This is a genomic window from Dactylosporangium sp. CS-033363, from assembly GCF_050942475.1.
Classification (GTDB): domain Bacteria; phylum Actinomycetota; class Actinomycetes; order Mycobacteriales; family Micromonosporaceae; genus Dactylosporangium.
Window position 1 is genome coordinate 4,992,110 of record NZ_CP192032.1, and the last position, 20,864, is coordinate 5,012,973.

The window sequence follows — 20,864 nt, forward strand, 5'->3', positions numbered from 1 at the left end:
CAGGCCTGGACTTGCGCGCCGGGTGCCGGACTGAGCGGGCGTCCGCAATGCACGCAGCCCCGAAATGCCCGGGTTCGCACACCGGTACCCTCGCCGGGTGACCTCCAACGACGATCCGGCCGCCGGGCACGCCCGATTCCACCAGCTCAGCGCCGCTGTACGGGACAGCCGGCCCGACGACGACCCGGCGCTGCTCCAAGCTCTGCTCGCCGAGCCCGACCGGATCATGGCGGAGTCGGTACTGACGTTGCTTGTGGACAGCCGGGCCGAAGGGCCGGGCGCGGCGACATCGTTCGGCGCGTGGGCGGAGCCGATGCTGGACGCGGTGGGCGCAGACGGTTTCGTCGCGCGGCGGGTGCACGAGTGGTCCCTGTTCAAGGCGCTGCAGTCCGGCGCGCCGGTGGATCGCGAGGCCCTGGCGGCCGCGTCCAACTGGCTCCAGCGCAAACTGGTCGAGGAGGCCGACTCGGCGGCGGTGCTGGCAGTGCTGGGGGAGGCCGGCCGCACGAAGCGGCTCCGCAACCTTGCGAAGACACGCGCGGGACGCCTGCGATCCCCGGGCCGGTGACCGCTGCCCTGCAGGACCCCGGGCCGAGCATCTCACGTCGTCCTTGAGGATTCCGGCGTCTGCCTTCGTCCTCACCGGCGGCGGGATCGAAGCAGCGTCCGCCACCACGGACGGCCGGTGTGCGATGGCGGCGGATCGGCCGGATGGAACATGCGCTCGATCAGTTCGCGTCCGGGCATGCTGAGCTGACCGCCGTCGGAGTCCAGGCCCGGGGCGGGAATGTGGTGCCAGCCGGCAATCTGCTCCGCCGCGCCGCCGGCCACGCTTGCCCACACCTCCGTGTCGGCGGGTCGCCAAATGATCACTTTGTCGGGCCGATGGGTGAACTCGGCCCGCATCGCGTCAGGACCCCGGAAGGACAGGACGAGCTGTGCGGTCTCGGGCAGTTCGTAGTACATCCCCTCCGGCTCCACCCAGACCTCGAAGCGATGGCCGCCGTCAGGCGCGGAAACCGAAAGCTGGAACTCCATCCGCGCAGTCTGCCCCCTCGCCACACCGATGTCAGGGGCGAGGTCGCATCGGTTCGGCCAGGCTCCGTCGACAGGCGACCCCGACCTCGCCCAGCCGGCCCCGCGCTGGTGATCGGTCGAGCGGCGTCACTCCAGGGCCGCTCGCGCCTCGGTCAGGACGGACGGTGCGGTGGCGCTGGCCAGGACGTGCTGCAGGGCCATCCGGTACGCGACGTCGAAAGCCTCTTGGGCGGTCACGGCCACGTCGGGCTGTACGCCGGTGCCTTCCCAATTGGTGCCGGTGACCGGGTTGACGGCGCGGGCCACCGGAACCGTGATCTCGAAGGTCGGCGTGATCGGGAAGGCGTCCGTCGGATGAGCGCCGCCCTTGGTCGTCTCCCCGACCAGAACCGCCCGTCCCTGCGCCTGCAGGTTGTAGCAGATCTCCTCGCCGCCGGAGAAGGTGGATGCGCTGGTCAGCAGGTACACGGGCCGGTCGAGGTACCGCTCGCCGGGCAGCCACGCAAGGCTCCAGAACTGCTTGGTCTGCCCGGTCGCACCCTCGTAGATGCTGTTGAGGTGGGTCTCCCCGTCCGGGAAGAAGTAGCTCGACCAGAACACGGCGCCGTCGGGCGACCCACCCCGGTTCTTGCGAAGGTCGACGATCAGGGCATCCGTCTGTGACACCAGCTCCATGGCCGCGGCGATCGCGCGCCCGCCGACGTCGGCCGAGGCGACGAACCGCAGGTCCAGCAGCCCGACGTTGCCGTCCAGCCGCTCCACCCGCGCGATGCCGTAGTTGGTGAGGCGCTGCTGCTCGGCCCAGACCGCCTCCATCTCGGCCTTGGTGAGCGCCTCGCGCGCGTCCTCCGTGCGCGTCCGCACCCGTAGATGCTTGTCCTGACAGACCTCGAACAGCTCCGCCGTCAGCCGCCGGCCGAGGGCCTCCTCGTCCAGCTGGTCGTACTCACCGGCGGCCAGCCGCCTGCGGATGCCGTCGGCCGCCACCTGCGCCCGGTCGGGAAAAATGTAGTTGCCGCACATCAGTTCCAGAGCTTGTTCCACGAGCTTCGCCGACATCGGCGCACCATATCGAAGACTCACCCCCGCCGGGGCCCCGTGTCACGGCAGGAACGACCACGGCATCCCCGGGCCGGTCTGCGGTTCCTCGGCCCGGAGCAGGGCCGCCTTCAGCTCCTCGTCGAGGACGTAGGCGTTACCGTCGGCGGGCGGCATGATCAGGTACAGCGCTCCGGTGCTGATCGGGACGGGGAACACGGGCCAGCCCGCCGGGTCCTCGTAGCGGTCCAGGAGCGGCTCCAGGTCCGCGGGGTCGTCGACGTCGAAGGCGGCCAGGACGGTCTCGGCCGAAGCGAACTGGAGGAGGAACGCGGGCCAAACAGCTCGTCGTCGGACCAAGGGGTGGCGTCGGAGAGGCCCAGGCCAGCGCGGCTGGGGGCCGGCGGGGTGGCGGGCGCGGAGGGGCGGGAGGCAGGATGTCGGCCGTGGACGTCGAAGATCGACTCGAGGAGTTCGTGCTCGAGCACTGGAGCAAGGGCACGGTGCCGCTTGGTTGGGGCACGGCGTTTCTGTACAACGAACTCCTTGACCGCGAGGCCGAGGACGAGCCGGTCCGGGTGTGGCTGGTGACGGCCGGTCGGCTCATGAAAGGCACGGGGACCTGGTCGCGGCGGGGCGGGGTGGCCGTGGCGCCGGTGGGGTTGTTGCACGAGTTCGCGCAGCACCAGGGCGCGCAGGTGACCGACGGCGTGGCGGCCACGGCCGAGCATGTGCGGGCGGTCGGGGAGGAGCGGCGGGCGTACGCGCTGGGGTACGTGCACGAGGCCGGCGACCGTCGGCCCCTCGCCATCGCGACCTCCAACGTGGCCCGGGACCCCGACGGCGTCGTGCGGTGGCGGGGTGCGCTGCCCGACGGGTTCGTCGGCAGCCCGGTCTTCATCTTCGAGCACCAGAAGGGCCGTGAGTTCATCGTGCTGTGCCTCGGGCTCATCGCGTCCGCCGAGCGCAACCCGGACGTGGCGACGTTCGACGTGATCCGGTCGGTGATCGGGAAGGCCACGCAGCCGCCGAAGCGGCGGTGGTTCCGCTGAGGGCGGAGCAGCGCGACGCGGTGCGGGCGCTGCTCGGCGGCGAAGCCACCGTGGTGGGCGAGGAGAAGCTCGGGCACCCCGCCGCGCCGGTGACGCGGCTGACGTTCGGCCGGGAGGTCGAAGGGGTCGGGCGGACCGTGGTGGTCAAGACGCGCCGGGTCGAGGGGGACGGGCACGGCGGGCCCGCGTACCTGCGGCGGGAGGAGGCGGCGCTGCGCGCGGTCGCGGAGCTCGGGGTCGCCCCGCGGTTGATCGCGGCCGACCAGGACGCGGGCGTCGTGGTCACCAGCGACCTCGGTACCTGGCCGACGCTGGAGGACCTGCTGCTCGGCGACGACGCCGAGGCCGCCGCGCAGGCGCTCGTCGCGTTCGGTACGACCGTCGGGCGGCTGCACGCCGGGACCGCGACCGACGTCGGCTCCCCGCTGCCCTGGCCCGGGGCGGAGCGGTGGGAGGACGTCGAGGCCGCCTGCAAGGAATTGGGGCTGCCTGACGCGCGAGTCGCGGCCGAGGACGCGGCGTTCATCGCCGCGCAGTTCGCCGCGCCGGGGGCGTACGGGGTGCTCGCGCACAACGATCTCAACCCGGGCAACGCGGTCGTCACGCCGGACGGGGTGCGGCTCGTGGACTTCGAGGGGGCGGGCCACGGGCACCTCGGGTTCGACGCGTCGTTCCTGCACTTTCCGTTCCCGACGTACAGCGCGCATTGGGCGACAATTCCGGGACACGTCACGCATGAGGCCGACCGGGCGTACCGCGCCGCCCTGGCGGGTGAGGGGCTCGGCCGGGCGATCGCGGTCGGTGCGGCGGCGGCGCTCGCGGTTCGGGTACAACGGCTGTATGTGCTGGCGTCCGGCGATCAGCCTGCGCTGACCCGTTGGCGCCGCCGGGCGCAGCTGGTGCAGCAGATCGGGGTGTTCACCCGGCTCGCCGGCGAGGCCGGGATGCTGGCGGGCATGGCCGGCTGGTTCGAGCGGCTCGCCGGCGCGATGGCGAAGCGCTGGCCGGACGCGACCGACCCGGCGCCCGCCGTGTTCCCGGCGTTCCAGAAACGCACAAACAGCTGAGTTGGTACCGTCGGATCGATGTTCACGGAGCTGATGGACCACACCGCGCAGGGTTTCGATGTGCTCGGGGCCGCGGTGCTCGTCGTCGGGCTGGTGTGGTCGGTCGTGCTGGCGGCGGGGGCCTGGCGGCGCGGTGGCGGGCGGCGGGCCTATCAGGCGCTGCGCGAGTCGTTCGGCGGGGTGCTGCTGCTGAGCCTGGAGGTGCTGGTCGCCGCGGACCTCATCCGGACGGTGGCCGTCGCGCCGACCATCACCAATGTCGCCGTGCTCGGCCTCATCGTGCTCATCCGGACGTTCCTGAGCTTCTCGCTGCAGATCGAGATCGACGGCGCGCCGCCGTGGCGGCGGGCGCTCACGAGTGGTGCGAGCGTCGTGGCCAGGGCGGCGCGGTCATCCCGGGAGGGTGAGCGCTAGTCCAGCAGGGTGTGGACGCTCCAGCCGGAGCCGATCCGCACCGCCGATCAGCTCCGGGCGGCCGTCGCCGTTGAGGTCGATGGGGAGACGATCACCGGAGGCCGCTGCAGACTCGCTTCACGTCCGCCGCGGGCCCGAAATCCGGAGGCGCGCGGGGCGGCGGCCCGGCCATACTGCGGCGGTGCTGCTCACGATCACCACCACCGCGACCCCCGCCACCGACCTCGGATTCCTGCTGCACAAGCATCCGGGCAAGGTGCAGGAGTTCGACGTGACGGTCGGGCGGGCGCACGTGTTCTATCCAGAAGCGACAGACCTCGCGTGTACCGCCGTGCTGCTGGTCGAGGTCGATCCCGTCGAACTGGTCCGGGGCCGGCGGCCGGGCGGGGCCGAGGGGTTCTCGCTGGCGCAGTACGTGAACGACCGGCCGTACGCGGCGTCGTCGATGCTCGCCGTCGCCATGTCCCGGGTGTTCCGCAGCGCGATGGCCGGTCGCTGTGCCGCCCGGCCCGAGCTGCCCGGCCGGGCGCTGCCGCTGGAGATCCACATCCCGGCGCTGCCGTGCGCGGGCGGGCCCGGCGTCGCCGAGCGGGTGTTCGGGCCGCTCGGCTGGCAGGTGCGGGCGACGCCGGTGCCGCTCGATCCGGCCGTACCCGACTGGGGCGACTCCCGCTACGTCGACCTGCGCCTCACGGGGGAGCTGCGGCTCGCCGACGCCCTGAACCACCTCTACGTCCTGCTGCCGGTGCTGGACAACGCCAAGCACTACTGGGTCGGCATCGACGAGGTGGAGAAGCTGATCCGGGCCGGCGAGGGCTGGCTCGGCACCCACCCGGAGCGGGAGCTCATCACCCGCCGGTACCTCGCCCACCGGCGCGAGCTGGTGGCCACCGCCGTCGGCCGGCTCAACGAACTCGACGACCGTGCCGAGGAGGAGGAGCCCGACGAGCCGCGGCCCCGGCCCCTTGCGCAGCAGCGGATCGCGGCCGTGCTCGACGCACTGCGGGAGGCCGGCGCGGCCCGCGTGGTCGACCTCGGCTGCGGCGAGGGGGCGCTGATCCGGGCGCTGCTCGCCGACCCGGCGTTCCGCGAGGTGCTCGGGGTCGACGTGGCCCACCGCGCGCTGGAGATCGCGGCCCGCCGGCTGCGGCTGGAGCGGATGGGGGAGCGGCAGCGGGAGCGGGTGCGGCTGGTGCAGTCGTCGCTGACGTACCGGGACGAGCGGATCGCCGGGTTCGACGCGGCGGTGCTCATGGAGGTCGTCGAGCATGTGGATCCGCCTCGCCTGCCGGCGCTGGAGCGCGCGGTGTTCGGCGCGGCGCGACCGTCCACTGTGGTCGTGACGACGCCCAACGTGGAGTACAACGGCCGCTTTGAAGGTTTGCAGGCCGGGGCGATGCGCCATCGCGACCATCGCTTCGAGTGGACCCGGGACGAGTTCCGCGCGTGGGCCGGCGGGGTGGCGGCCGCGCACGGCTATCGGGTGCGGTATGCGCCAGTCGGGCCCGACGACCCCGAGGTCGGCCCGCCCACCCAGATGGCCGTGTTCGCTTTGGAGGCGTCGTGACCGAGCTCGCCGTTCCCCAGCTGAGCCTCGTCGTGCTCGTCGGCGCGTCCGGCTCGGGCAAGTCGACGTTCGCCCGCCGGCACTTCGGCCCGTTCGAGGTGGTCTCCAGCGACTTCTGCCGGGGCCTGGTCAGCGACGACGAGAACGACCAGGCGGCCACCGCCGACGCGTTCGACGTGCTGCACTACATCGCCGGCAAGCGGCTGGCCGCGGGCCGGCTCACCGTCGTCGACGCGACCAACGTGCAGCCGGACGCCCGCCGCAAGCTCGTCGAGCTGGCCCGGGCCCACGACGTGCTGCCGGTCGCGATCGTGCTCGACCTGCCCGAGAAGCTCTGCCTCGAACGCAATGCGAACCGCGCCGATCGTACGTTCGGTGCCCACGTCATCCGCCGCCAGCGCGACCAGCTGCGCCGTTCCCTGCGCGGGCTGGCCCGGGAGGGATTCCGCAAGGTTCACGTCCTGGCCGGCCCCGAGGAGGTCGACGCCGCGCACATCGTGCGGGAGCGGCTGCTCAACGACCTCCGGCACGAGACCGGCCCGTTCGATGTCATCGGCGACATTCACGGCTGCCGGGCCGAACTGGAGGTGCTGCTGGACCGGCTCGGGTACGCGATCGCCCGCGACGACGCCGGCCGGCCCGTCGACGCCGCCCACCCGGACGGCCGCAAGGTCGTGTTCGCCGGCGACCTGGTCGACCGCGGCCCCGACTCGCCCGGCGTGCTGCGCCTGGCGATGGGCATGGTCGCCGCCGGGCACGCCCTCGCGGTGCCCGGCAACCACGAGAACAAGCTGGTCCGCGCGCTGTCCGGGCGCAACGTCCAGGTCACCCACGGGCTCGCCGAGACCCTCGAACAGCTCGCCGGGGAGAGCGCGGAGTTCCGCAAGCAGGTCGAGGTGTTCGCCCGCGACCTGGTCTCGCACCTGGTCCTCGACGAGGGCCGGCTCGTCGTCGCGCACGCCGGGCTCAAGGAGGCCTACCACGGGCGCGCGTCGGGCCGGGTGCGCAGCTTCGCGCTCTACGGCGACACCACCGGCGAGACCGACGAGTTCGGGCTGCCGGTGCGCTACCCGTGGGCCCAGGACTACCGCGGCAAGGCGATGGTGTTGTACGGCCACACGCCCGTCCCGCGGCCCGAATGGGTCAACAACACCATGTGCCTGGACACCGGGTGCGTGTTCGGCGGCAGTCTCACGGCGCTGCGGTACCCCTCGAAGGAAATCGTGGCGGTGCCGGCTTCGCGGGTCTGGTACACGCCGGTGGTGCCGTTGGATTCGGCCCCGCCGGCCCGGGCCGACGACGGGCTCGACATCACCGACGTGCTGGGCAAGCGCATCGTCGAGACCCGCCACCACGGGCGGGTGACGGTCGGCGAGGAGCAGGCGGCCGGGGCGCTGGAGGTGATGAGCCGGTTCGCGCTCGACCCGGCGCGGCTGCCGTACCTGCCGCCGACGATGGCTCCGTGCGCCACCTCGTCGCTTCCGGACGTGCTGGAGCACCCCGTGGAGGCGTTCGCCTCCTACCGCTCCGACGGCATCGCGGAGGTCATCTGCGAGGAGAAGCACATGGGGTCGCGGGCCGTCGTGCTCGTCGACGCCGGGGCGGGCGGCGCCGTGTACACGCGGACCGGCCGGCCGTTCTTCGACGCGCAGCGCACCGAGCAGTTGCTGGACCGCGTCCGTTCATCCGTGACCGCGGCCGGACTGTGGGACCTCGCCGGCGACCGGTTGCTGCTCGACTGTGAGCTGCTGCCGTGGTCGGCGAAGGCCGAGGAGCTGCTGCGGACGCAGTACGCCGCCGTCGGAGCCGCCGCCCGCGCGACGCTCTCCGCGGCCGTGCGTTCCTTGGCGGCCGCGCGGGGTGCAACGGGTCTGCTGGAGCGCACCCGGGCGCGGGCGGCGAACGCGGACGCCTTCACCGAGGCGTACCGGCGCTACTGCTGGCCGACCGACGGTCTCGACGGCGTGCGGCTGGCGCCGTTCCAGCTGCTGGCCGGTAGTTCGGTGACATTTCACGAACGGGACCACGGCTGGCACCTGGCGATCGCCGACCGGCTCGCCGCGGCGGCCCCGGACCTGATCCGGACCACCCGGCGGCTGCGCGTGGACACCACCGACCCGGAGTCGGTCGCGGCGGGCGTGGCGTGGTGGGAGGAGCTGACCGCGGCCGGCGGCGAGGGCATGGTCGTCAAGCCGTACGCGAACCTGCTGCACACCGACCGCGGCCTGGCCCAGCCGGGGATCAAGGTGCGCGGCCGCGAGTACCTGCGGATCATCTACGGCCCCGACTACACCGAACCGGCCAACCTCGACCGGCTGCGCCAGCGCAACCTGGGCCGGAAGCGGTCGCTGGCGCTGCGGGAGTACGCGCTGGGCCTCGAGGCCCTCGAACGCGCCGCCGCGGGCGAACCGCTGTGGCGCGTCCACGAGGCGGTCTTCGCGGTGCTGGCCCTGGAGTCGGAGCCGGTCGACCCGCGACTGTAGCGGTTTCCTCTCAGGTGCCGTGCCCGGGTGCCGAATGGGGTACGACGGCAACGGTCGAGGATGGCGATGGCGATGGATACCGGCGTGTCCGGGCGGCGCAGCACCTGGCGCTGGTTCGGCGACCGCAGCGTCGCCGCGAAGGTCGGCCTCGTGCTCGCGGTCAGCTTCCTCACCACCATCGCCGTGGCGGTGACCGCCCTGGTGCAGCTGGGCCAGGTCCGCGACAACGCCCGGGAGCTGCAGCGGGGCAGCATCGCCCGGCTGACCGCCGCCTCGGAGATGCAGCAGGCGTTCAGCCGCATGCTCCTCGCCGCCCTCACCCGCAACGCCGCCCAGGACCAGGCGCTGGTCGCCCAGGCCACCACCGACTACCAGACGGCGATCGACGACATCACGAAGGCCGCGAAGACCTACGCCGAGGTGCCGGGGGCCAACGCGCAGCAGCAGACGTACGCGAAGACCTTCGACGAGACCTGGTCCGGCTTCCAGTCGCTGCTGGCCCAGATGCTGAGGCTGCCGCCCAACGACCCGCAGATCCAGCAGCTCGGGCTGCAGGCCAACCAGGCGACCGACAAGGCTCAGGCGATCATCGCCGAGCTCAGCGACTACGAGGCCACCACGGCGCGGACGGTCTCGCAGGACGCGGAGGCGACGTACCGTACCGCGCGGAATGTCCTGGTCGTGGTCCTGCTGGCGGGACTGCTGCTCGCGGCCCTGGTGGCGGCCGGCGCGATCCGCATCATCGCCCGCCCGCTGCGCGAGATGCGCCGCGTCGCCATCGCCCTGGCCGACGGCGACCTGACCCAGCACCTGACCGTCCGGTACCGCGACGAGGTCGGCGACACCGCGCTCGCCCTGAACCGGGGCACCGAGCACATCCGCAGCGCGGTACAGTCCCTGAGCGTCAGCGCCAGGCAGCTGGCGGACAGCGGCGCCCAGGTGGCGTCGACCTCGGCCGGCATCTCGGTCAGCGCCGAGGAGGCCTCCCGCCAGGCGGCAACGGTGGCCGACGGCGCCGGCCAGGTCTCCCAGAACATCCAGACGGTCGCGGACGGCGCCCACAACATGCGCACGTCGATCGAGGACATCGCCCACAGCGCCACCGAGGGCGTGACGGTCGCCGCCGAGGCCGTCACGATGGCCAACACCACGAACCAGATCGTCACGAACCTGGGCGCGTCCTCGGCCCAGATCGGCAACGTCATCAAGACCATCACGGCGATCGCCGAGCAGACCAACCTCCTCGCGCTGAACGCCACCATCGAGGCGGCCCGCGCGGGCGAGTCCGGCAAGGGCTTCGCCGTCGTCGCCGGCGAGGTGAAGGACCTGGCCCAGGAGACGGCCCGCGCCACCGAGGACATCGCCCGCCAGGTCGAGGCCATCCAGTCGGACACGCGGGGCGCCGTGGACGCGATCGCCCGCATCGGCGACATCATCGGGCGCATCAACGACCTGCAGCTGTCGGTCGCGTCGGCGGTGGAGGAGCAGCGCGCCACCACCGACGACATGTCGCGCAGCGTGTCCTCGGCGGCGGAGGGGAGCGCGGCGATCGCGGGGAGCATCGCGACGGTGGCCCAGGCCGCCGGCCGCACGACGGACGGCGCGGGCGACAACTCCCAGTCGGCCCAGCACCTCGCCCAGATGTCCCGCGACCTACAGGCCGTCGTGGATCGGTTCCGCTTCTAGGCACTAGGCTCACTCGTGTGGGTCTTACCGCCGGAGGCGCCGAACTGGCGCTTCGCCTGCTGGAACCGATCTGCGAGCTCTACGACACGGTGTTCTCCGAACCCCAGTTCGTCTGGCGCGCCGAGGAGTCGGGGCTGCACCGGGAACGACTCGTCGAACTGACGAACGATCCGACGTTTGGCATCGTGGTCGCTGAGCTCGATGGCGCACTGCTCGGGTTCGCGTACGGGTACACCCTCCCACACACCACGACGCGGTGGTCGCGACTGATCGGCACCCTGCCACCGGAGACGTCGGCGGAATGGCCGGGACGCACGTTCGTCCTGTTCGACTACGCCGTGGCGGCCGCGCATCGGGGATCGCGCATCGGCCGGGCGCTGCACCACCGCCTGCTCGCCGGGCGCACCGAGCAACGCGCCACGCTGACGGTGCAGCCGTCGGCGCTCGCCACGCAACAGATCTACGTGCACTGGGGCTGGCGCAAGATCGGCCAACTCGAGGGCGGCGACGACTCGGCGGCTCCGGTGTTCGACGTCTACCTGCGCGACTCGCTCGCCGATCTGACCGATCGCTAGCCGACGCCGTACGCCGAGATCTGCTCGCGAGCGTTCCGCACCTCTGGGGCATCGGCCCACTGCGCGAGTTCGCCCCACGCCCGGTGGAGGCGTTGATTGAGCCTGGCGGATCGATTGTGCGCCGACAGGCGGGCTGCGTTGACGATCGCGGCGACACCGCGGTCCACGTCGGGGCGGACGTCGCGCAAGTGGCAGATGCCAAGGCGCAACGAGGCCAGGGCAAGGTTGCGGACGAACGACCCCTCGATGGTTTCGAGTGCCTGCTCACCGATGCGCGCTCCCTCGGATGCCCTCCCGAGGTAGAGGTAGCAGATGCTTTCGGTGCTGGCGAGCTGGCCAGGACTGTAGAAGTACGTGTGCGTGGAGCCGCCGACCTGGCTCGAGTTCAGCGCCCGTTTCGCGCGTTCGATGGCTCGCAACGCCGCTGTCTCCTGACGGTCCATCGCGTAAGCACGGGCGGCGACATCGAATGCGTAGGCCTGCAGGGACGCGTCAGGTGTCTGGGATGCCCATCCGACCGCCGCCACAGCATGGTCGATGCCAATGCGTGGCTGGCCTTGCCACGTCGCAAGATGGCTCATGTTGCACAGGACGAACGCCCCGAGTTCGGTGTCGTGGGCCTCGTGCGCCGCAGCGCGCGCCGACTCGTAGTACTCGGCCGCGGCGCGTGGGTTGTTCAGGTCGAATGCGAGCCAGCCGGCGAAGCGCGAGAGATTCGCATAGAGCGACAGCATCCTGCCGCTGAGAGGGTCGGGTGTTGCTGCCAGCAGGTTCTGCACCAGGCGCCGCTGGGCCAAGGCCGTATCGAGTGCGGCGTGGGGCCCGAGCGTGTCGTCCTGCCGCATGCAGCGCCACAGCACCGCATCCACGTGATCGATCACCGTTGCGTCCACCCTTGCGGGATCGGCCAGGGCGCCGAGCGTTCGTTCGCACTCCGGCTGGTCGAGGCCATCGAGCACGGGTGAGACGGCCGCCGCTGACGCCGCCCAGCTCAGCCAGTGCAACACGTCTCGTCGCCTCATGCGTCCTGCCCACTCGGTGAGGTCTTGCACCAGGCGATCGAAGGTCTGATCCGGATCAAGTCGTTCGGCATCAGCGGCCGCGACGAATGCGCCGATGCGCGCGACGACATCAAGTGGTTGACGGTCACCCAGCGCGACGGCATTTGGTGACGGTGGCTGGCCGGTCCAAATCTCCTCCGAATGATCTTTGCTGTCGATCAGGTCGGCGGCGGCGCATTGGTAGATACGAGCGAGCCGGTCGAGCACCTCGAGCGACGGTTGCCGGCCGGTCTCGGCGGGCCAGGTCTCCCAGTACGAGATGTTCTTGTGGGTGATGGCGGCCGTGCCGTCCGACGCCGGCCAGAGTTCGTTCCAACGTTCGGCTACCTGTTGCTGCGTGAGCCCGTGTGCGAAGCGGTAGGCGACGCGTGCGTTGACGTTGAATCGGATGGCCATGGCGTGGGCGATCTGCCGCGTTGTCGCACCCTGGCCGAGGTGGGCAGCACGGCAGCTCGCAAGTTCGGCTCGTCTCGATCGGAACTGCTTCTCCACCATCGATCCAATCCGACATGGGCCGGGGTTGATGTTCACGATCGTACGACCGCCGGCTGCGCGCAATGCACAACCCGTCGCCGCCCAGCGGAAGTTCCCGTTCTCTGGGGAATTCCTGCGGCAAGCTCAGCGCAGATGGGGTGTGACGCCGCGTGGGTGCCGACCACAGTAAGTCGATAGGTGCCGACCTCTGGATATTGGAGAGGAACCGATGTGGTAGCTGCACGGGTCGGCGTCGATGCGGTTCTTGAGGCGGCGCAACGTCTCATCGACGAGCATCGGACGTCCTGCGAGGAATTCGGCCGCTGTCTGCGCTGCGACTCCCCATGGCCCTGCGTTCGGCGCGAGCAAGCGATCCGGGCGTTCTACGAGGCGGGCCGGCTTCCGATGCGGAATCCGGCTTCGCCGGCGGATCGGTTGCGAATCCGGTTCACGCCGGTCGACTGGTTCGGCAATGGACAAGTGACGAGATCTGGATGGGGCGAGTCGGCACCGCGGGCATGGAGGTGGAGGACGCAATGACAACGGTGCGGCGTCGCCATTCGTTCAGGAGTCCGGCATGGCAGTGCGAGGTGTGCGACGTTCCGTGGCCGTGCCCCGACCGCCGCGCGCGGCTGCTGGCCTGCTACGTCCGTGATGGTAGGGTCCCCTACCTGCGGAAGATGCTCAGAGCCTTCATGGTTCGGGCGAAGCGGGATCTGGATCTGAGCGAGGACGAGCTACTTGCCCGCTTCGTCGGGTGGACGTTCGCCGCGGCGTACCCGGTGCCGGATGCGAGAGCCGGCACCGGGAAGGCCTTGGACGGTTAGCGGGAGAAGGCCTGGAACTCGGCGATGCGGACCTGCGGGGCGAACGGGCTCGCCGTGGCGCAGTCGGTGGCCGTGGCCGGGTCGTTGTCCTGCTCGCCGGCGTACCGCGGGTTGCCCGTGCACTGGCTCGTGAGGACCTGAATGCGCAGGTGCGTCGCGCGCACCGGGTTGAAGTGGAAGGTGCGGAGGTTCAGCTGCGAGGCGACGGGGCGGAATGCCGTGGCCGGGAAGGCGTCCGACGGGCTGCGGTACACCTCGCGGTAGCCGGCGTCCGAGGAGCAGTCGGCGGTCGTGGCGTCGCAGGCCAGGACGCGGAACTGGCGCAGGGCGGAGAAGCGGTTCTGGCCCAGCGGGTCCACGTCGCCGTCGATGGCCGGGCGGAGCAGGGCGCTCACGTTGACCGTGTTGACCGAGACGGGGCGGTCGCCGGCCAGGTCGACCGTGACCTTCTTGCCCGAAACGCCGTCCAGGGAGGCCCAGTCCGTCGCCTCGGTGTCGTCGCCGAGTTTGTCGATGTTGACGCCGTCGCCGGTCAGGACCGCGCCGGAGGAGACCGAGGCCAGGTTGCGGGGGAGGTTCAGCTTCAGGTCCTGGGCCCGGCCCGGGAGGAACAGGGAGCTGAACTTCTTGTGGCCGTAGCCGGCGCCCACCGCCGTGAAGTTGAACGAGGTTCCGGGCACGATCTGGAAGGTGTCCGGGATGGCGGTCTCCGGGTCGGTGTCGGCCACCGGGACCGCGCGGGCCTCGTAGTCGCCCACGTACAGGCGGATGACCGCGCCCGCCGCGTCGCCGGTGGGCTGGAGGGTGACGGTGGCGTTGTTGGCGTACGGGGAGGCGAAGCTCGGGGTCGGGTCGGTGTCGGCCGGGTCGTTGGACGCGTCGATGCCGAGGCCCGACTGGGCGAAGGCGTTCCAGATCAGGTCCTGGTTCGCCCCGCCGAAGCGGACCAGGTCGGCGGCGAGCATGTTGTCGCGCATGTCGGCCATGCTGACCTGGCTGTCGGCCTGGAGCAGGAACGAGTCGAAGGTGAGCTGGGCCCAGCGGCGGTTGCCGGGGCAGGCGTCGACGGTGACCTCGCCGTCGGCGCAGCGCTGCTGGAGCGACGGGGTGGCCGTACCGTAGCGCTGCAGGAACGCCTGGCGGACCCGCAGGTTGGTGGCGACCCAGATCTCGCCGTCGGCGTGGACCTCCGGGCCGGTCAGGTCGAAGCCGATGTCGGAGTAGTTCAGCGGGCTCTTGCTGCCGTCGTAGTCGCGGATGCCGGTCGTCGTGTTGCCGGTGGCGTAGGCGCCGGTGACGAACGGGGTGTCGCCCAGCGGCTTGAGGTTGTTCTCGAACAGGTACTCGGCGGCCATCAGGTCGCCCCACGCCTCGCCCATCGAGCCGCCCTGGAACGAGCCGATGCCGGTGTCGGGACCGGCGATCATGCGGTTGGTGATGGCGTGGGTGTACTCGTGGCCGATCACGGTCATGTCGTAGTCGCCGTCGACGCAGGGCGGGTAGGCCGCGCCCGCGACGGGCTGCCAGAGGAACATGTTCGTGGTCGGGGGCAGGCCGTCGCGCGGGGTGCCCTGGTTGGCGTTGTTGCGGCTGCCGCCCAGCGCGTTGGACTGGGCCCGGCCCTGTTCCGCGTCGGCGCCCAGGCCGTCGGGGCTGAGATTCACGACCTGCATGTTCCAGGCGGATTCGGTGAAGCCGAGGTTGTACGCCCAGTCGTGCATCCGGTTGTGCATGGCGAACAGGTTGCTCACCGCGGCGTCGCCGTCATTGCGCTGCGCCGAGGTGAACACCGACGGGTTGCAGCGGGCCGCCCGCCACTGGTCGGTGAACGGGTACACGTAGTTGCGGTCGGGCTTCGCGGTCGCCAGGGCGGGCGCGGTGCCGCCGCCCCACTGGACCACGTCGTTCGTCGAGTTGCCGGTGGAGGTGAAGGTCGGCTGCCCGGTGGCCAGGTTGACGTCCCACGCCTGGCCGCTGTTGGGGTCGCGGACCGTGCGCACGCAGGAGCGCATCGGGCTGAAGCACCAGCGCTGCCGCGAGTCGAGGCCGACGGTGTTCGTGGGGCTGGCCGGGAAGACCGCCCAGCTCGGGTTGTCCGCGTCGAAGTCGACCAGGTCCTCGCGGACGAGCACGCCGCCGGTGCGGGCATCGACGTACGTGGTGAACGCCACCGGCCGGTTGGCGTCGGCGCCGTTCAGGGTCACCGCGTACGCGGCCCGCGGCCCGTCGGTCGGCGTCGGCACGGCGACGGTGTCGACGTCCACGTGCGCGACCTGGGCCGTGGTCAGCCCGGCGTCGCGGACGGCGACGGAGACCGCGTCGGCAGACGGGATGGTGGCCGGCTGCGGGGCCCGGGTGTCGCGCGACAGCGACGACGTCACCCGCACGACCGTGCCGTCCTGCACGAGGATCGACACCAGGCCGTCGTGTCCGGCGGGCAGGGCGCCGAAGCGCTGCCTGAGCAGTACCACGGAAGCCTTGCCGATGGGCTGGATGAGGACCTTGTCCATGGCGGCGACCGACGCCTCGTCGATGCCGAAGAGCGCCTGGTTCTGCACGAGGAACTGGCGGGCCGCCGTCTCCGGGTTGCTCGCGAGACCGGCGGTGAGCGCGGCCTTCCCGGGCGCGGCCGGGCCGAGCGAGCGCGGGGTGCCGAGCGCGTTGAACCGCACGGCGCCGTACTTGCCGGCGAGCGAGCGCTGCTGGCCGCTCGGCGCGGCGGTGCCCTTGCGGTTGTCGATGTCCCGGGCGCCGTGTCCCTCGCCGAGGAAGTCGTTGGCGCTCGCCGCGTTGACCGGGTCCCGCGGGGGTGCCGCGTGCGCTTGACCCGCCGCCGCCACCGTCAGGCCCGCGACCACCGCGACGGTGATCAGGGCGGCGCTCGTCCTTCGAGGTCTGTCCACGATCGGTTCCTCCCTCTGCCGTGGACGTGCATCAATTCAAATGTGTGGATACTACTTGCCGGTGGCGGGGGCAAGGGCGTGCCTCGATGCGAGGGGCGTGGTGAGGGGGTCCGGAACCGGCGCGGGGTGCCGCGCGTCCAAGTGCCATGGGACGGATCGCACCGCTGGCGCTGGGCCTGCTCGTGTTGATCGCGGCGAGCTGCGGCGGGCGGAGCACACCCCCGGCGTCCGCGCCGTCGCTCATCGCGTTCGTCATGGTGCAGGACGCCGGTACCGGCGGCGCACTGGAGATATCCACGCCCGACCAGATCGATCTGCTCGCGCCCGGCCCTCCGGCGGCGATCGAGACCGCGCGGACGGCGGTCGCCCGCACCAGGAGCCCGGACGTGCGGATCTTCGCGTTCGTCCGGGCCGGCTGCCAGAACGACGGCGCCACCATCGCCGTGGAATCGACGCGGATCACCGCGACGCTCACCGGCGGGGAGGGGGCGGCGTGTTATGTCCCCGAGTGGTACCTCGCGGTGTTCGCCGTTCCGGCCCCGCTGGTCCGGCCGGGCGCGAGCGCTGGGTGACCGGGGCCCCACGCATTGACGTTTGCCGGTATGTTGTCGGCGGGCGCCGAGACACGGGGGTGGCATGGTCGCGCAGGTGCTGCGTTGGGCAGGCATGATCGGCACGGTCGTGTGCGGCTACGTGCTGGTCAGGCTGCAGGCGGCCGACTGGATCGGCGGGCCGGACGTGATCTGGGCCGAACCCGAGGCGATGCTGCAGTACACGGACCAGCTCCCGGCGGACGCCGGCGAGTTCGTGCGCTTCTTCATGGTCTCGGCGCTGCCGTGGGGAGCGGTCGTCGCCTCGACGGCGGTCACGGTCGGGCTGCGGGGCCCTTCCTCCCGGTTGTACGGTGCGCTGCTGCCCCTGATCGCCGGATCCGCGCTGGCCGGAGCGGCGGACGACAACGTCGGCCGCCGCCTGTTCAACGTCGGCGACGCCCGCGACGTGGCCGTCCTGCACCAGACCACGACCGTCGCGGCGGTGGTCTTCGGCTACCTCGCGATCGCCGCGATCCTGCTGCTGTTCCGGCTGCACACCGTGTACTCGGCGCTGCTGGCCCTGCTCTACGTGGCCATCGCGGTGTTCTCCGTCGCCGGGTCCGGGGCGCTGTCGGGGACGTTCAAACCCGGGGACCAGGTGTACCCCACGGGCGTGCCGCGGACCTTCGCGCTCGTCTGCGTGGCCGCCGCCGTCTGCGCGATCGTCTCCACGGTGGGAACGGCGATGCTGCCGCGGCTCCCGCGCCGGCGCCCCGTGCTGGTGGTGCGGGCGGCGAAGGGCGCGCGGCGGGCGGTACACGAGTTCGGGCAGAGCGTCGCCGTCGGGCTGTCCCCGGGCCGGCCGGAGTTCCGGATCCTGCTCGTGGGCGGCCTGCTCGGGGCGCTGATGTGCGGCGGGGCGCTGGTGCTGGGCTTCGGCACCGGCCATCCGCCCGTCGACGTCCCGGCGCCGACCCGGAGCGCGCGGTGAGCGCCCAGGCGTGGCAGCGGGTGCTGCGCATCGCGATCGTGATCGCCGGCGGGTGCACGGCCGCCGTGGTGGTGTACTTCCTCGCCCCCGGCCCGGGCCCGTTCCTCGCCGAGGAGCCGCCCGTCGCGCGGCTGCTGATCGTGGTCCTGCCGGCCGTGTGGCTCGGGCTGCTGCTGATCCGGCAGGTGCACCGCGAGCAGTACCCCGGCCGCCTCCTGCCCGCCGGCCTGTCCATCGCGGGCGCGGCGGCGGTCCTCGTCCCGCTCGCGATCCAGCCGCTGATCAACCTCGGCTCCCAGCCGCTGCTGCTGCTCGCGTGCGTGCCGACCACCGCGTTCGGCCTGTGGACCATGTTCGGCGTGCAGCGCTACCGGCGGTTGCCGATGTGGCTGTACCTCGCGGTCTTCGCCTGGGGCGCGCTCGTCGCCGCGGGGCTCTCCGGCGTGCTCAACGAGCTGTTCCTGCACTATGCCGCCCCGTACGCCGGGCTGTTCACCGACAACCCGTTCGACGCCGCGCTGGCGGCGCGCTCGCTGCGGGGCATGCACGCCGGGATCGTCGAGGAGCTCGCCAAGGGGGCCGGGGTCGCCGTCGCCTGCCTGCTCCTGCGCCGCCGCATCGACGGCGCCGTCTCCGGGGCGGTCCTCGGCGCGGCGGTCGGGCTCGGCTTCAACCTCAACGAGACGGTCGTCTACATGACCGGCGCCGGCTCGGGGGCGGGCGCGCAGTACTGGGGACGGCAGATCCTCGGCCTGCTCGCCGCGCACACGACGTTCTCGGCGGTGCTGGGCGCCGCGATCGGCGCCGCCGCGCAGTTGCGCGACCCGAGGCTGCGTCGCACCGCCATCCTGTGCGGCGTACTGGCGGCGGCGAGCGGGCATGCGCTGTACAACACCTATTCCGCCGTCCAGGGCTCACTCCTGCCGGCCGTCAGCGACACGGTGCAGCTGTTCGTCGTGCTGCCGCTGTCGATCGTCGTGCTGCAGGGCCCGCTGATCGTGCTGCAGGCGTGGCTGCTGCGGCGCGGGCTGCGCACGCAGGCCGAGGGGCTGGCCGCCGAGCTGCTGGCCGAGACCGCCGACCCGTCCGGCGCGATCACCCCGCCGGAGGTGCCCATCCTGCTCGACCCCCGCCGGCGACGGGCGCTGCGGGTCGCGGCGCTGCGGCGGTACGGCATCGCGGCCTACCGCAACCTCCGCCGCCTGCACGCCGCGGAGTTCGACCTGGCCGCCGAACGCGGGCACCGCTCCCCGGGCGCCGACCTCGCGCTTGTCCGCCGCCGGATCCGGCACCACAAACAGCAGCTCGCCGCCCTGACGGCAGGAGCGCCCCGATGACCTGGCGCGGCGCGGCCCGTACGGTGCTCGCGACCGGCTGGCTCGCCCTGCTCCTGCCCCTGCAGACCGGCGCGACCTGCGGCGGCGTCAGCTACGAGACGGGCGGCGAGGGCGGCGGCTGCCAGTCGGCCGCCCTGATCGCGGCCGCGGTGGTGGGCGGGCTGGCCGTCGCCGTCACGGCGGGGGTGCTCGCCTACCGGTACTTCGCGGCCATCAAGACGATCACCGACCTGTCCGTCGGGCTCTCCACCCATCTGCCCACCCCCGGCGGCGCAGGCGGTCGCCAGGCAGCCGACGGCCGTGTAGAGATCACTGCCCACGATGACAGCTACTCCATCTCCCACGCCGCAAGCGGCAGCGGTGTCATCGCGACGCTGGACGGCGACGGTGAGCTCATGTTGATGATGGCGCGCAACGAGGGCTCGCCAATATCCGGCCGTCAGATGTTCGATCGTGTCATGGAGCACTTTGGTGGCCGTGTCGAAGTGATTCGGGGTTACTGGGTGTACGGCGACAACCTGGCGGCCTTCAGCGCCGCGATGAGGGATGGAGGTACCTTGCGTGAGGCGGCTCGGGGCACGTGGACCGGACGTCAGGCGGCCCGGCATGGCTTCACGCGCGTGAAGGTCCCGATCGCCGACGAGGGTGTCAATGGGTACACGAAGGTCTCTGCACTGTTCAGGCGAGAGCGAGGATAAGTGGCCGACGCCGAAGTCCGACTGGATGCGGCAGTCATGAAGATGCACGGGGACGGCGTGGATGCGATCGATGCGGTCGTCCGCCTGAAGGAAGAAGCACTGGTGCCCGCCGGCCGAGAGTTCGTTGCGGCGCAGGCCCTGCGGGCGAGCTACGGGCTGTCGGTGATCCAGTTGCATGAGGTCGTCGGATGGCTCAAGGGCGAACGCACGATCGACCACCTGCGGGAGGCGTTACCCGGCACGGGATCGTGACGCGGCCGTGGCGGCTCGGGCGAGGGCGGCCACGGACGGGGACGTGCAGTGGGCGGGCCAGGCGAGGACCAGGGCGACCGGCGGTACGTCCGCCATCGGCACGGCGACGAGGTCCTCGCGCAGCGGCCTGGTCAGCACCCGGGGCAGCACGGCGACCTTCCGCCCGAGCGCGATCACGTGCATCAGCTCGCTCAGGCTGCGCATCTCAGCGGGGTCGGCCGGGCGCTGGTGCAGGTCCTCGCCCGCCAGGTCCGCCATGCGCAGCGTCGCGCGATCGGCCAGCGGATGGGACCGGGGCAGCACGGCGACCGGTGCCTCGGTCAGCAACGGCTCGGTGTCGAAGCCGCGCAGCTCGTCCGGCGGCGCGTACAGCAGGGCCGCGTCCACCTGCCCCGCGCGCAGCAGGCGGGCGCAGTCGGCGTCGAAGACCACCTCGATCGGCGGGTCGCCCTCGTATGCGGCCAGGACCGCCGGCAGCAGGCCGCCGTCGCCGCCGGGCTTCATGGCCAGCAGGAGGCGCGGGTCCGGGGTCGCGGCGCGGCGGGTGCGCTGGGCCGCGGCCGTGACCGCGTCCAGGGCGACGGTGGCCTCGAGGGTCAGGACCCGGCCGGCGGGCGTCAGGGCGACGGCGCGGCTGGTCCGGTCGAACAGGGTGGCGCCCAGGCGGCGTTCCAGCCGGCGGATCGCCTTGGACAGGGCCGGCTGCGCGATGCCGAGGCGGGTGGCGGCGCGGCCGAAGTGCAGCTCCTCGGCGACGGCCAGGAAGTACGCGAGCTCGCGGGTCTCCAGCCGGTCCATGCCTCCAGGTTATCGATCGCGGCCGGGCCGGTCTTGGACGGTTCGCCGGTACCGCTGGTGAGCTGGACCC

The 20,864-nt window shown here is 72.0% G+C and carries 20 protein-coding genes; 14 read left to right on the forward strand and 6 right to left on the reverse strand.

The annotated features are described in order from the left end of the window. Window positions 1-97 precede the first annotated feature (97 nt). A complete protein-coding gene (locus tag ACQPZ4_RS23160; protein ID WP_433064831.1) occupies window positions 98-568 on the forward strand; it encodes a hypothetical protein in 471 nt (156 codons plus the stop codon). Between the two features lie 71 nt (window positions 569-639). On the opposite strand, the gene ACQPZ4_RS23165 is transcribed toward ACQPZ4_RS23160, so the two are convergent. The 3 genes from ACQPZ4_RS23165 to ACQPZ4_RS23175 all read right to left on the reverse strand — a co-directional run bounded on the left by ACQPZ4_RS23165 (window position 640) and on the right by ACQPZ4_RS23175 (window position 2,436). Further along, window positions 640-1,038, reverse strand: coding sequence for a hypothetical protein (locus ACQPZ4_RS23165; RefSeq protein WP_433064834.1), 399 nt, complete (start codon window positions 1,036-1,038; stop codon window positions 640-642). 126 nt (window positions 1,039-1,164) lie between these two features. Then, on the reverse strand, window positions 1,165-2,097 hold the full coding sequence (locus ACQPZ4_RS23170; protein WP_433064837.1) for a S41 family peptidase: 933 nt from the start codon (window positions 2,095-2,097) through the stop codon (window positions 1,165-1,167). Between the two features lie 42 nt (window positions 2,098-2,139). After that, on the reverse strand, window positions 2,140-2,436 hold the full coding sequence (locus ACQPZ4_RS23175) for a hypothetical protein (RefSeq protein WP_433064840.1): 297 nt from the start codon (window positions 2,434-2,436) through the stop codon (window positions 2,140-2,142). An 86-nt stretch (window positions 2,437-2,522) separates the two neighbouring features. Here ACQPZ4_RS23175 and ACQPZ4_RS23180 point away from each other — a divergent pair, with 86 nt between their 5' ends. From ACQPZ4_RS23180 to ACQPZ4_RS23210, 7 genes are all read left to right on the forward strand, one after another. Then, window positions 2,523-3,128, forward strand: coding sequence for a hypothetical protein (locus tag ACQPZ4_RS23180; RefSeq protein ID WP_433064843.1), 606 nt, complete (start codon window positions 2,523-2,525; stop codon window positions 3,126-3,128). Further along, window positions 3,116-4,195, forward strand: coding sequence for a hypothetical protein (locus ACQPZ4_RS23185; protein ID WP_433064846.1), 1,080 nt, complete (start codon window positions 3,116-3,118; stop codon window positions 4,193-4,195). Before ACQPZ4_RS23180 ends, ACQPZ4_RS23185 begins: the two co-directional genes overlap by 13 nt. An 18-nt stretch (window positions 4,196-4,213) precedes the next feature. Beyond that, window positions 4,214-4,609 carry a DUF1622 domain-containing protein gene (locus tag ACQPZ4_RS23190; RefSeq protein ID WP_433064849.1) on the forward strand — a complete coding sequence of 132 codons (396 nt, stop codon included), beginning with the start codon at window positions 4,214-4,216 and terminating at the stop codon, window positions 4,607-4,609. 181 nt (window positions 4,610-4,790) lie between these two features. Beyond that, on the forward strand, window positions 4,791-6,176 hold the full coding sequence (locus ACQPZ4_RS23195; protein WP_433064852.1) for a 3' terminal RNA ribose 2'-O-methyltransferase Hen1: 1,386 nt from the start codon (window positions 4,791-4,793) through the stop codon (window positions 6,174-6,176). Continuing rightward, complete coding sequence (locus ACQPZ4_RS23200) at window positions 6,173-8,659, forward strand: polynucleotide kinase-phosphatase (protein ID WP_433064855.1); 2,487 nt, start codon at window positions 6,173-6,175, stop codon at window positions 8,657-8,659. The genes ACQPZ4_RS23195 and ACQPZ4_RS23200 overlap by 4 nt, the downstream gene beginning before the upstream one ends. Before the next feature lie 72 nt (window positions 8,660-8,731). Then, window positions 8,732-10,345: a methyl-accepting chemotaxis protein gene (locus ACQPZ4_RS23205; RefSeq protein ID WP_433064858.1), complete on the forward strand. Its 1,614-nt coding sequence runs from the start codon at window positions 8,732-8,734 to the stop codon at window positions 10,343-10,345. A gap of 17 nt (window positions 10,346-10,362) precedes the next feature. Further along, window positions 10,363-10,920, forward strand: coding sequence for an N-acetyltransferase family protein (locus tag ACQPZ4_RS23210; protein ID WP_433064861.1), 558 nt, complete (start codon window positions 10,363-10,365; stop codon window positions 10,918-10,920). On the opposite strand, the gene ACQPZ4_RS23215 is transcribed toward ACQPZ4_RS23210, so the two are convergent. Further along, the gene (locus tag ACQPZ4_RS23215; RefSeq protein WP_433064864.1) at window positions 10,917-12,476 is read right to left on the reverse strand and encodes a helix-turn-helix transcriptional regulator; all 1,560 of its coding nucleotides are present in this window, start codon (window positions 12,474-12,476) and stop codon (window positions 10,917-10,919) included. The genes ACQPZ4_RS23210 and ACQPZ4_RS23215 overlap by 4 nt on opposite strands. A gap of 674 nt (window positions 12,477-13,150) precedes the next feature. On the opposite strand from ACQPZ4_RS23215, the gene ACQPZ4_RS23220 reads away from it, so the two are divergent. Then, window positions 13,151-13,282 (forward strand): hypothetical protein, encoded by a 132-nt coding sequence (locus ACQPZ4_RS23220; protein WP_433064867.1) that lies wholly within the window; start codon window positions 13,151-13,153, stop codon window positions 13,280-13,282. Here the strand turns inward: ACQPZ4_RS23220 and ACQPZ4_RS23225 are convergent. Beyond that, window positions 13,279-16,185 (reverse strand): M36 family metallopeptidase, encoded by a 2,907-nt coding sequence (locus ACQPZ4_RS23225; RefSeq protein ID WP_433064869.1) that lies wholly within the window; start codon window positions 16,183-16,185, stop codon window positions 13,279-13,281. The genes ACQPZ4_RS23220 and ACQPZ4_RS23225 overlap by 4 nt on opposite strands. Before the next feature lie 146 nt (window positions 16,186-16,331). On the opposite strand from ACQPZ4_RS23225, the gene ACQPZ4_RS23230 reads away from it, so the two are divergent. The 5 genes from ACQPZ4_RS23230 (at window position 16,332) to ACQPZ4_RS23250 (ending at window position 19,996) form a co-directional block, all read left to right on the forward strand. After that, window positions 16,332-16,757, forward strand: coding sequence for a hypothetical protein (locus ACQPZ4_RS23230; RefSeq protein ID WP_433064872.1), 426 nt, complete (start codon window positions 16,332-16,334; stop codon window positions 16,755-16,757). A gap of 76 nt (window positions 16,758-16,833) precedes the next feature. Beyond that, complete coding sequence (locus tag ACQPZ4_RS23235; RefSeq protein ID WP_433064874.1) at window positions 16,834-17,709, forward strand: hypothetical protein; 876 nt, start codon at window positions 16,834-16,836, stop codon at window positions 17,707-17,709. After that, window positions 17,706-19,046, forward strand: coding sequence for a PrsW family intramembrane metalloprotease (locus ACQPZ4_RS23240; RefSeq protein ID WP_433064877.1), 1,341 nt, complete (start codon window positions 17,706-17,708; stop codon window positions 19,044-19,046). The genes ACQPZ4_RS23235 and ACQPZ4_RS23240 overlap by 4 nt, the downstream gene beginning before the upstream one ends. Beyond that, window positions 19,043-19,744 carry a hypothetical protein gene (locus ACQPZ4_RS23245; protein WP_433064879.1) on the forward strand — a complete coding sequence of 234 codons (702 nt, stop codon included), beginning with the start codon at window positions 19,043-19,045 and terminating at the stop codon, window positions 19,742-19,744. Before ACQPZ4_RS23240 ends, ACQPZ4_RS23245 begins: the two co-directional genes overlap by 4 nt. Further along, window positions 19,745-19,996, forward strand: a complete 252-nt coding sequence (locus ACQPZ4_RS23250; RefSeq protein ID WP_433064882.1) for a hypothetical protein — start codon at window positions 19,745-19,747, stop codon at window positions 19,994-19,996. It abuts the gene before it with no gap. Here the strand turns inward: ACQPZ4_RS23250 and ACQPZ4_RS23255 are convergent. Continuing rightward, on the reverse strand, window positions 19,976-20,794 hold the full coding sequence (locus tag ACQPZ4_RS23255) for a LysR family transcriptional regulator (protein WP_433064884.1): 819 nt from the start codon (window positions 20,792-20,794) through the stop codon (window positions 19,976-19,978). The two genes, ACQPZ4_RS23250 and ACQPZ4_RS23255, sit on opposite strands and share 21 nt — an antisense overlap. Window positions 20,795-20,864 lie beyond the last annotated feature (70 nt).